Origin of the sequence: Mycobacterium sp. DL592 (assembly GCF_011694515.1) — a bacterium.
Classification (GTDB): domain Bacteria; phylum Actinomycetota; class Actinomycetes; order Mycobacteriales; family Mycobacteriaceae; genus Mycobacterium.
This window is the reverse complement of the sequence record NZ_CP050192.1, coordinates 4,924,695-4,936,069: the sequence shown is the minus strand read 5'-3', so window position 1 is coordinate 4,936,069 and position 11,375 is coordinate 4,924,695. Positions and strand designations below refer to the sequence as shown.

8 protein-coding genes are annotated in these 11,375 nt (G+C 64.5%); 7 read left to right on the top strand and 1 reads right to left on the bottom strand.

Annotated features, from left to right (window positions below; translation table 11 throughout):
- Positions 1 to 6 precede the first annotated feature (6 nt).
- Positions 7 to 150, bottom strand: coding sequence for a 50S ribosomal protein L34 (gene rpmH / locus HBE64_RS23610; protein ID WP_019735309.1), 144 nt, complete (start codon positions 148 to 150; stop codon positions 7 to 9).
- A gap of 562 nt (positions 151 to 712) precedes the next feature.
- On the opposite strand from rpmH, the gene dnaA reads away from it, so the two are divergent.
- From dnaA to gyrA, 7 genes are all read left to right on the top strand, one after another.
- A complete protein-coding gene (gene dnaA / locus HBE64_RS23605) occupies positions 713 to 2,215 on the top strand; it encodes a chromosomal replication initiator protein DnaA (RefSeq protein WP_167107990.1) in 1,503 nt (500 codons plus the stop codon).
- Between the two features lie 508 nt (positions 2,216 to 2,723).
- Positions 2,724 to 3,917, top strand: coding sequence for a DNA polymerase III subunit beta (dnaN, locus tag HBE64_RS23600; RefSeq protein ID WP_167107987.1), 1,194 nt, complete (start codon positions 2,724 to 2,726; stop codon positions 3,915 to 3,917).
- A 23-nt stretch (positions 3,918 to 3,940) separates the two neighbouring features.
- Positions 3,941 to 4,834: a phosphogluconate dehydrogenase (NAD(+)-dependent, decarboxylating) gene (gene gnd, locus HBE64_RS23595; RefSeq protein WP_167107984.1), complete on the top strand. Its 894-nt coding sequence runs from the start codon at positions 3,941 to 3,943 to the stop codon at positions 4,832 to 4,834.
- An 8-nt stretch (positions 4,835 to 4,842) separates the two neighbouring features.
- Positions 4,843 to 5,991 (top strand): DNA replication/repair protein RecF, encoded by a 1,149-nt coding sequence (gene recF / locus HBE64_RS23590; RefSeq protein ID WP_167107981.1) that lies wholly within the window; start codon positions 4,843 to 4,845, stop codon positions 5,989 to 5,991.
- 68 nt (positions 5,992 to 6,059) lie between these two features.
- Entirely contained in the window at positions 6,060 to 6,569 is a 510-nt protein-coding gene (locus tag HBE64_RS23585) for a DUF721 family protein (RefSeq protein WP_243841719.1), read from the top strand.
- Positions 6,570 to 6,792: 223 nt separating this feature from the next.
- On the top strand, positions 6,793 to 8,823 hold the full coding sequence (gene gyrB, locus HBE64_RS23580) for a DNA topoisomerase (ATP-hydrolyzing) subunit B (protein WP_167107975.1): 2,031 nt from the start codon (positions 6,793 to 6,795) through the stop codon (positions 8,821 to 8,823).
- A 26-nt stretch (positions 8,824 to 8,849) separates the two neighbouring features.
- On the top strand, positions 8,850 to 11,366 hold the full coding sequence (gene gyrA / locus HBE64_RS23575; RefSeq protein ID WP_167107972.1) for a DNA gyrase subunit A: 2,517 nt from the start codon (positions 8,850 to 8,852) through the stop codon (positions 11,364 to 11,366).
- The last annotated feature ends 9 nt before the right edge of the window (positions 11,367 to 11,375 follow it).

The following is an 11,375-nucleotide window of genomic DNA, read 5'->3' as shown; positions in this document are numbered from 1 at the left end:
TGTGGATCAGGCAGTCAGGGAACGACGACCCTTGCGGCGCCGGCCCGACACGATCGCGCGTCCTGCGCGCGTCCGCATACGCAGCCGGAAACCGTGAACCCGCGCCCGGCGCCGGTTGTTCGGCTGGAAGGTCCGCTTGCCCTTGGCCACGGCAGTCTCTCCTTGTTACATATGGCTGACGCCGCCCGGTGAACACGCTCACGCTGCACACCCGACGAACCGACAGCTTGTTATAAGCTCTGGTCTCGCACGTAACCGGCGCGGTCCCGGAAATCCGGTCGCAGCCGTGTCGCCGACGTTCGGGCGACTGTTCGAGGGTACTGACGTCATTTCGTCAGGTCAAACCGCCTTGTCAGTGCTCCCCGTAGGCGCATGGATTTACTGGCGTCACAGCCGTCACGCAAACCTCGGGATAGCGCAAAATCAGCGTGATCGCAATGTTGCAGAACGGTTGGCACTCGCCGCGAAAACTGTTAGCTTCTGCCAGAGCCGTTTCGTTATGAAGCGGCAGTGGGAGTGCAAGCGGGAGGGCCAGGTCCGTCGAGAGTCCAGACAACACCGATTGACCGGATTACCCACCGACCTACTACCCACCGCCGATATGCTGCGAGGCGAGGACAGCTATCCTGTCCACACCTGTGGATAACCTTGTGGACAGTTTGTCGTTGCCTCGTTTATCCGTCACCCGACCTCGGACCAGGGGGATCTGTCGTTGACCGATGATCCCGGTTCCGCATTCGCTTCGGTGTGGAGTTCTGTAGTCGCCGAACTGAACGGCGACGGCGATCGAGGCTCCGCCGGTACCAACGGCTCAGGCCTGGAATCTCCCCTGACTCCGCAACAAAGAGCCTGGTTGAAGCTAGTTCAGCCGCTCACCATCGTCGAGGGCTTCGCGCTGTTGTCAGTGCCGAGCAGTTTCGTGCAGAACGAGATCGAACGTCATCTGCGCATCCAGATCGTCGAGGCGCTGAGCCGCCGGCTCGGTCACCGGGTTGAGCTCGGGGTGCGCATCGCGCCGCCGAGCGAGGACCAGCACGATGACGGGCAGCTCGCCGATACCGCCACCGCTGAGTCCGATCTCGACGAGGTCGACGAAGATCGCGAAGCACTCGCCAGCGCCCATGAAACGTGGCCGACGTACTTCACCGAGCGTCCGCGCAGCAACACCTCCGCCGATACACCCGGCACAAGTCTCAACCGCCGGTACACCTTTGACACATTCGTCATCGGTGCGTCGAATCGTTTCGCTCACGCGGCTGCCCTGGCGATTGCTGAGGCGCCGGCCCGGGCGTACAACCCGTTGTTCATCTGGGGTGAATCCGGGCTGGGTAAAACCCACCTGTTGCACGCCGCAGGTAACTACGCGCAGCGACTGTTTCCGGGTATGCGGGTCAAGTACGTCTCGACCGAAGAGTTCACCAACGACTTCATCAACTCGCTTCGTGACGACCGCAAGGTCGCATTCAAGCGCAGCTACCGCGATATCGACGTGCTGCTGGTCGACGACATCCAGTTCATCGAGGGCAAGGAAGGTATCCAGGAAGAGTTCTTCCACACCTTCAACACCCTGCACAACGCGAACAAGCAGATCGTCATCTCCTCCGATCGGCCACCCAAACAGCTGGCCACCCTCGAGGACCGGCTGCGGACCCGCTTCGAGTGGGGTCTGATCACCGACGTCCAGCCGCCCGAACTCGAAACCCGGATCGCGATTCTGCGCAAAAAGGCACAGATGGAGCGCCTCGACGTCCCCGACGACGTCCTGGAACTCATCGCCAGCAGCATCGAGCGCAACATCCGAGAACTCGAGGGCGCTCTGATCCGCGTGACGGCGTTCGCGTCATTGAACCGCACACCCATCGACAAGGCCCTGGCCGAGATCGTCCTTCGTGACCTGATCGCCGATGCCGGCAGCATGCAGATCAGTGCGGCCACCATCATGGCGGCCACCGCCGAGTACTTCGACACCACCGTCGAGGAACTCCGCGGCCCCGGCAAGACCAGAGCGCTCGCACAGTCGCGTCAGATCGCGATGTATCTGTGCCGCGAACTCACCGACCTGTCTCTGCCCAAGATCGGGCAGGCGTTCGGCCGCGACCACACCACAGTGATGTACGCGCAGAAGAAGATCCTCAACGAAATGGCGTACCGCCGCGAGGTCTTCGACACCGTCAAGGAACTCACCACACGGATTCGCCAGCGCTCCAAGCGCTGAAATTCCCACTCTTTCCGGCACTGCGCCAAAAAAACTTTGGCCGCAGTTGTCACAGCCGTCACAACATCCGGTGTGCACACCGTTGTGCACAACATCGGGTCACTGACAGGAGCGAGCGGGGATGGCCATGAACAACTCCCCGAATTCCACACCCGGCGTCCCCGGCACTCACCGTCATCCACAATCCATCCACACTGCCGAATGACATCCGAACTGGCGTTGAGCACCTCGATCCACAGGATGCACAGGCCCTATTACTGTTATCAATCTCTCTCCCTAGAAATCCCCTTGAAAGCAGGCCCTGGGGAACACCTCATGCACAAGCGCGTCGTGGTGTCTGACAGCGGTTTTGTCACCGTGATCGATTAGCTTTCAAGATGGCGTCCGACGCTCTACGGTTGTTGTTCTGACTGCCGCTCGGCGGCTGTCGCTCACAGATCACGTTCGCCTGGTGCTGTTGGTGCCGGGTGCGCTGGTCAGGGCTTTGTTGGGGTGATGAAGGGACACTATGGACGTGGCGACAACGACGGTTGGCTCCGACTTGAAGGTTCGCCTGGTGCGGGAGGACTTCGCCGAGGCGGTGGCCTGGGTTGCACGCAACCTGCCGACGCGCCCGACGGTTCCGGTGCTGGCAGGGGTGCTGCTGACCGGCACCGAAGAAGGTCTGACCATCTCGGGATTCGACTACGAGGTGTCCGCCGAAGTCCGTGTTCCGGCTGAAATCGCTTCTCCTGGAAGCGTTTTGGTGTCGGGACGGCTGTTGTCCGACATCACCAAGTCGCTGCCGGCCAAGCCGGTCGACGTCGCCGTCGAAGGCACCCGTGTCGCACTGACCTGCGGCAGCGCCCGCTTCTCCCTGCCGACGATGGCGGTCGAGGACTATCCCGCGCTGCCGTCGCTCCCGGACGAAACCGGTGTGATTTCTGCCGACGTGTTCGGTGAGGCCATCGGTCAGGTCGCGGTGGCGGCCGGCAAGGACGACACCCTGCCGATGCTGACGGGCATCCGGGTGGAGATTTCCGGTGAGACAGTGGTTTTGGCTGCCACCGACCGATTCCGCCTTGCAGTGCGCGAGCTCACGTGGTCGACGTCGTCACCGAGTCTGGAAGCCGCGGTGCTGGTTCCGGCCAAGACGTTGGCCGAGGCCGCCAAGGCCGGCACGTCCGGTTCGGAGGTCCACCTGGCTCTGGGTGCCGGCGCCACGGTCGGCAAGGAGGGGCTGTTGGGGATTCGCAGCTCCAACAAACGCAGCACCACCCGCCTGCTGGATGCGGAGTTCCCGAAGTTCCGTCAACTGCTGCCCAGTGAGCACACGGCGATCGCTTCGATCGGTGTGGCGGAACTGACCGAAGCCATCAAGCGTGTGGCGCTGGTCGCCGATCGCGGCGCCCAGGTGCGGATGGAGTTCAGTGACGGCGTGCTGCACTTGTCCGCCGGCGCCGACGACGTCGGTCGTGCCGAGGAAGATCTGCCTGTCGATTTCTACGGCGAACCGCTGACGATCGCGTTCAACCCCACGTACTTGACCGACGGCCTGGGTTCACTGCATTCCGATCGTGTGACATTCGGTTTCACCACCCCCAGCCGGCCTGCTGTGCTGCGGCCTGCAGGTGATGATGAGCAGGTCGATGGCACCGGACCTTTCCCTGCTATTCAGACGGACTACGTATACCTGTTGATGCCGGTGCGCTTGCCCGGCTGACCGCGGCGACAAAAGGGGCACACATGCAGTTGGGATTGGTCGGGCTCGGCAAGATGGGCTTCAACATGCGCCAGCGCTTGCGCGAAGGTGGACATGAAGTCATCGGTTTCGACCCGCGTCCGGAGGTCAGTGACACCGCGAGCCTGGCGGCTCTGGCTGAAGCATTGACCGCACCCCGCGTGGTGTGGGTGATGGTTCCCTCGGGTCCGATCACCGACGAGACGATCGTGTCGCTGGCTGAGGTGCTCAGTCCCGGCGATCTGGTGATTGACGGCGGTAACTCCCGCTACACCGAGGACGCCCCGCACGCGGAACTGCTTGGTAAAAAAGGGATTTCATTCGTCGACGCCGGTGTCTCCGGCGGCGTGTGGGGCCTGACCGAGGGATACGGTCTGATGGTCGGTGGCAGTGACGAGGACATCGCCCGGGTCATGCCGATCTTCGACACCCTGCGCCCGTCGGGACCGCTCGAAGACGGCTTCGTCCACGCCGGAGGGGTCGGTGCCGGCCATTACGCCAAGATGGTGCACAACGGTATCGAGTACGGCTTGATGATGGCCTACGCCGAAGGTTATGAACTGCTGGCCGCCGAACCGCTGATCAAAGACACCCAGGCGGTCATCCAGGCCTGGACCAACGGCACGGTCGTGCGCTCCTGGCTGCAGCAACTGCTCGCCAAAGCACTCAAGGAGGACCCGAACTTCGTCGACATCTCCGGGTACACCGAGGATTCCGGCGAGGGTCGCTGGACCGTCGAGGAAGCCATCCACCACCGGGTTCCGATGCCGGTGATCGCCGCTTCCTTGTTCGCCCGGTTCGCCTCGCGTCAGGACGACTCCCCCACGATGAAAGCGGTATCGGCTCTGCGTAACCAGTTCGGCGGCCACGCTGTCAAACGAGTTCCGTTGTCGGGCTAGCTAACACGATGTACGTTCGGCACCTGGCGTTGCACGACTTCCGGTCGTGGGCACATGTCGACCTGGATTTGGCGCCAGGCCGTACGGTGTTCGTCGGGTCCAACGGCTACGGGAAGACCAATCTCGTTGAGGCACTGTGGTATTGCGCCACACTCGGCTCGCACCGGGTGGCCACCGACGCGCCATTGATCCGGGCGGGTGCACAACGCGCCGTCGTGTCGACGATCGTCGTCAACGAGGGCCGCGAGCTGGCGGTCGACATCGAGATCGCCGCCGGCCGGGCAAATAAGGGGCGCCTCAACAAGTCTCCGGTGCGCAGTACCCGCGAGGTTCTCGGGGCGGTGCGTGCGGTGCTGTTCGCTCCCGAGGACCTCTCACTGGTCCGCGGCGACCCCGGCGAGCGGCGGCGCTATCTCGACGAGCTGGCGACCGTGCGGCGTCCCCGCGTCGCGGCTATCCGTGCCGACTACGACAAGGTTCTCAAGCAGCGGACTGCACTATTGAAATCTGCTGCGGGAGCACGCTTTCGGGGCGATCGAAGCGTGCTCGAGACCCTCGATGTGTGGGACGGTCACCTTGCGGCGCATGGTGCGGAGTTGATGGCTGCCCGGATTGACCTGGTGAACCTACTGGCACCGGAGGTGGAGAAGGCTTACCAACTGCTGGCGCCGGCGTCGCGTCCGGCCGCCATCAGCTACCGCAGCAGCGTGGAACTGTCGGGCGCTGACGGTGAAGACGCCGAGTTCCTGGAAGCCGCGCTGTTGGCCGGGCTGGCGCAGCGACGGGATGCCGAACTGGAACGCGGAATGTGCCTGGTCGGTCCGCACCGCGACGATCTGGAGTTGCGGCTGGGTGATCAGCCGGCCAAGGGTTTCGCCAGTCACGGTGAATCCTGGTCGATGGCGCTGGCGTTGCGGTTGGCCGCCTATGAGTTGTTGCGCACCGAGGGCAGCGAACCCATCCTGATCCTCGACGACGTGTTCGCCGAACTGGACAACGCCCGCCGGCTGGCCCTTGCCGGTGTGGCCGCCGACGCCGAGCAGGTGCTGGTCACCGCCGCGGTCGGCGAGGACATTCCGCCGGACTGGGACGCCACCCGGATCGGAATCTCACTGGTCGACGACGACAACGGCCGGATGTCGGCGGTGGTGTCGTGACCGATCCGAGCGACGATCAGAGCGAGGACGGTGTGACACCGCCGGAACATCTCAGCGGACTGGCGGGCATGGATCTGGTGCGCCGCGCATTGGAGGAGGCTCGCGGGGCCGCCCGAAGTCAGGGTAAAGAGGTCGGCCGCGGCGGTCGGTCGCCGTCGCGGCGGCGGGGGACATCGGGCAGCAACTCAGACCGTCGGCGGTGGTCGGGGCCCGGTCCCGACCGGCGTGATCCACAGCCGCTGGGGGCGGCGACGCGCGATCTCGCCAAGAGTCGTGGCTGGTCACCGCGGGTGGCCGAGGGCACGGTGTTCGCGCAGTGGGCCACCGTCGTCGGTGAGCAGATCGCCGAGCACGCCCAGCCCACCGCCTTGCGTGAAGGTGTGCTGAGCGTGTCCGCGGAATCGACCGCGTGGGCGACCCAGCTGCGGATGGTCCAGGCGCAACTGCTGGCCAAGATCGCTGCCGCCGTCGGAGACGGTGTGGTGACCTCGCTGAAGATCACCGGGCCGACCGCTCCGTCGTGGCGGAAAGGCCGGTTGCACATCTCCGGGCGGGGCCCGCGAGACACCTACGGATGACATCCACTACCACAGTCGGCTCACAGCCGCTTGGAGATCATTGACTGGCGTGTTAGGCGTCATGACGTATGCCGATCCGAGAAATTCCGCGCACGGCGCAACTAGGTGTGCAGAAACGCGGCCGCAGAATCGGTCCGGTGAGTGGTTGACGGTAGACTGAGACAAGACCTGCGCGCGGTGTCTCAACCGCGTGCCTGCGAACTCCAAGGAGACCTGTCCGACCGTGCCTGCCTCGAAGAAGAACGATCAAGACTCCTACGGTGCCGGTTCGATCAAAATCCTGGAGGGCCTCGAGGCCGTCCGCAAACGTCCCGGCATGTATATCGGCTCCACCGGTGAGCGCGGTCTGCACCACCTGGTGTGGGAGGTCGTCGACAACGCGGTTGACGAGGCGATGGCCGGCTACGCCACGAAGGTCGACGTGCGCCTCCTGGAGGACGGCGGCGTCGAGGTCACCGACGACGGCCGCGGCATCCCCGTCGCGATGCACGAATCCGGCGTCCCCACCGTCGACGTCGTCATGACCGTGCTGCACGCCGGCGGCAAGTTCGAAGAAGGCGCCTACACGGTCTCCGGCGGTCTGCACGGCGTGGGCGTCTCCGTCGTCAACGCGCTGTCCAGCCGGCTCGAGGCGGACATCCGCCGCGACGGCTTCGAATGGTTCCAGACCTACGACAACTCCGTGCCCGGCACTCTCAAGCAGGGTGAGGCCAGCCGCAAAACCGGCACCACCATTAGGTTCTGGGCCGATCCGAACATCTTCGAGACCACCACCTATGACTTCGAGACGGTGGCACGGCGCCTGCAGGAGATGGCCTTCCTCAACAAGGGCCTGACCATCAACCTGACCGACGAGCGGGTCACCCCCGAAGAGGTCGTCGACGACGTCGTCAGCGACACCGCCGAGGCGCCGAAGTCCGCGGAGGAGAAGGCCGCCGAGCAGGCCGCCGCCCCGCATAAGGTCAAGCACCGCACGTTCCACTACCCCGGCGGTCTGGTCGATTTCGTCAAGCACATCAACCGCACCAAGCAGCCGATCCACAGCACCGTCGTCGACTTCTCCGGCAAGGGCGAGGGCCACGAGGTCGAGGTCGCAATGCAGTGGAACGCAGGCTATTCCGAGTCGGTGCACACCTTCGCCAACACCATCAACACCCACGAGGGCGGTACTCACGAAGAGGGTTTCCGCGCGGCCTTGACCACGGTGGTCAACAAGTACGCCAAGGACAAGAAGCTGCTCAAGGAAAAGGACGCGAACCTCACCGGCGACGACATCCGCGAGGGTCTGGCCGCCGTGATCTCGGTGAAGGTGGCTCAGCCGCAGTTCGAGGGCCAGACCAAGACCAAGCTGGGCAACACCGAGGTGAAGTCGTTCGTGCAGCGCATCTGCAACGAGCAGCTCGGCCACTGGTTCGAGGCCAACCCGTCGGACGCCAAGACGATCGTCAACAAGGCAGTGTCCTCGGCGCAGGCTCGCATCGCCGCTCGTAAGGCGCGGGAGTTGGTGCGGCGCAAGAGCGCAACCGATATCGGCGGTCTGCCGGGCAAGCTCGCCGACTGCCGCTCCACCGACCCGAGCAAGTCCGAACTGTATGTGGTGGAGGGCGACTCCGCCGGTGGCTCGGCCAAGAGCGGCCGCGACTCGATGTTCCAGGCGATCCTGCCGTTGCGCGGCAAGATCATCAACGTCGAGAAGGCCCGCATCGACCGCGTGCTGAAGAACACCGAAGTCCAGGCCATCATCACCGCGCTGGGCACCGGTATCCACGACGAATTCGACATCGCCAAGCTGCGCTATCACAAGATCGTGCTGATGGCCGACGCCGACGTTGACGGCCAACACATTTCGACGCTGCTGCTGACGCTGCTGTTCCGGTTCATGCGTCCGCTGATCGAGCACGGCCACGTGTTCCTGGCGCAGCCGCCGCTGTACAAGCTCAAGTGGCAGCGCAGCGAGCACGAGTTCGTCTACTCCGATCGCGAGCGCGACGCGATGCTCGAGGCAGGTTTGGCGGCAGGCAAGAAGATCAACAAGGACGACGGAATCCAGCGCTACAAGGGCCTTGGCGAGATGAATGCCAAGGAACTGTGGGAGACGACGATGGACCCGTCGGTGCGGGTGCTGCGTCAGGTCACACTCGACGACGCCGCGGCGGCTGACGAACTGTTCTCCATCCTGATGGGCGAGGACGTCGAGGCGCGTCGCAGCTTCATCACCCGTAACGCCAAAGACGTTCGCTTCTTGGATGTTTAACCCGTATTCAGGGACACGAGGATCACATGACTGACACCACGTTGCCGCCGGGCGACGCAACCGGAGACCGTATCGAACCGGTCGACATCCAGCAGGAGATGCAGCGCAGCTACATCGATTACGCGATGAGCGTCATCGTCGGCCGCGCGTTGCCGGAGGTGCGCGACGGCCTCAAGCCGGTGCACCGCCGGGTGCTCTACGCGATGTACGACTCCGGGTTTCGGCCCGATCGCAGCCATGCGAAATCGGCTCGCTCGGTTGCCGAGACGATGGGTAACTACCACCCGCACGGTGACGCCTCGATCTACGACACCCTGGTCCGGATGGCCCAGCCGTGGTCGCTGCGCTACCCGCTGGTCGACGGGCAGGGCAACTTCGGCTCGCCGGGTAACGATCCGCCAGCCGCCATGCGGTACACAGAGGCGCGTCTCACTCCGCTGGCGATGGAGATGCTGCGTGAAATCGACGAGGAGACAGTCGATTTCATCCCGAACTACGACGGCCGGGTGCAGGAGCCGACGGTTCTGCCGAGCCGGTTCCCCAACCTGCTCGCCAACGGTTCCGGCGGTATCGCCGTCGGTATGGCCACCAACATCCCGCCGCACAACCTGCGGGAGCTGGCTGAGGCCGTCTACTGGTGCCTGGAGAACTTCGAGGCCGACGAGGAAGCCACCCTCGAAGCGGTCATCGAACGGGTCAAGGGCCCGGACTTCCCGACCCACGGCCTGATCGTCGGCAGCCAGGGCATCCAGGACGCCTACCGCACCGGACGCGGCTCGGTACGGATGCGCGGCGTCGTCGAGATCGAGGAAGACGCCCGCGGCCGCACCGGCATCGTCATCACCGAGCTGCCGTATCAGGTCAACCACGACAACTTCATCACCTCGATCGCAGAGCAGGTCCGCGACGGCAAGCTGGCCGGCATCTCCAACATCGAGGACCAGTCCAGCGACCGCGTGGGTCTGCGCATCGTCGTGGAGGTCAAGCGTGACGCCGTGGCCAAGGTGGTGCTGAACAACCTCTACAAGCACACCCAGCTGCAGACCAGCTTCGGCTGCAACATGCTGTCGATCGTCGACGGGGTGCCGCGCACGCTGCGCCTCGACCAGATGATCCGCTACTACGTCATCCATCAGCTCGATGTCATCGTCCGACGCACCATCTACCGGCTGCGGAAGGCCAACGAGCGGGCCCACATCCTGCGCGGTCTGGTCAAGGCGCTCGACGCGCTCGACGAGGTCATCGCCCTGATCCGCGCCTCGGAGACCGTCGACATCGCCCGAGCGGGTCTGATCGAGTTGCTCGACATCGACGAGATCCAGGCCCAGGCCATCCTGGACATGCAGCTACGCCGCCTGGCTGCCCTGGAACGTCAGCGCATCGTCGACGATCTGGCCAAGATCGAAGCCGAGATCGCCGACCTCGAGGACATTCTGGCCAAGCCGGAACGGCAGCGGGCGATCGTGCGTGACGAACTCAAGGAGATCGTCGACAAGTACGGCGACGACCGGCGCACCCGCATCATCGCCGCCGACGGCGAAGTGTCCGACGAGGATCTGATCGCCCGCGAGGACGTGGTCGTGACGATCACCGAGACCGGCTACGCCAAGCGCACCAAGACTGACCTGTACCGCAGCCAGAAACGCGGCGGCAAGGGTGTGCAGGGGGCCTCGCTCAAGCAGGACGACATCGTGCGGCACTTCTTCGTGTGCTCGACCCACGACTGGATCCTGTTCTTCACCACGCAGGGCCGGGTGTACCGCGCCAAGGCCTACGACCTGCCCGAGGCACAGCGGAACGCACGCGGTCAGCATGTGGCCAACTTGCTGGCATTCCAGCCTGAGGAGCGCATCGCCCAGGTCATCCAGATCAAGAGCTACGAGGACGCGCCCTACCTGGTGCTGGCCACCCGCAACGGGCTGGTGAAGAAGTCGAAGCTGACCGACTTCGACTCCAACCGTTCCGGCGGCATCGTGGCGATCAACCTGCGCGACGGCGACGAACTGGTCGGCGCGGTGCTGTGCTCGGCCGAGGAGGACCTGCTGCTGGTCAGCGCCAATGGTCAGTCGATCCGCTTCTCGGCGACCGACGAGGCGCTGCGCCCGATGGGCCGGGCGACCTCCGGTGTGCAGGGCATGCGGTTCAACGAGGACGACCGGCTGCTGAGCCTCAACGTGGTCCGCGAGGGTACGTATCTGCTGGTCGCGACGGCCGGCGGATATTCCAAGCGCACCGCGATCGAGGAGTACACCACCCAGGGTCGCGGCGGCAAGGGAATCCTGACCATCCAGTACGACCGGCGCCGCGGCAGCCTGGTCGGTGCGCTGGTGGTCGACGAGGACAGTGAAGTGTTCGCCATCACCTCCGGTGGCGGCGTCATCCGTACCGCGGCTCGCCAGGTCCGCAAGGCCGGACGCCAGACAAAGGGCGTTCGCTTGATGAACCTGGGCGAGGGCGACACACTGTTAGCGATTGCCCGCAATGCCGAGGAGCAGGAGGACGCGGACGATGTGGCCGCGGACCCTGAAACCGATGCGACGTAGTGTGGCGCA

Excerpts from the sequence above, each read along its gene's own strand:
- dnaN (WP_167107987.1), top strand. The coding sequence starts at position 2,724 with ATGGACGTGGCGACAACGACGGTTGGCTCCGACTTGAAGGTTCGCCTG.
- gnd (WP_167107984.1), top strand. The coding sequence starts at position 3,941 with ATGCAGTTGGGATTGGTCGGGCTCGGCAAGATGGGCTTCAACATGCGC.
- recF (WP_167107981.1), top strand. The coding sequence starts at position 4,843 with ATGTACGTTCGGCACCTGGCGTTGCACGACTTCCGGTCGTGGGCACAT.
- HBE64_RS23585 (WP_243841719.1), top strand. The coding sequence starts at position 6,060 with ATGGATCTGGTGCGCCGCGCATTGGAGGAGGCTCGCGGGGCCGCCCGA.
- gyrA (WP_167107972.1), top strand. The coding sequence starts at position 8,850 with ATGACTGACACCACGTTGCCGCCGGGCGACGCAACCGGAGACCGTATC.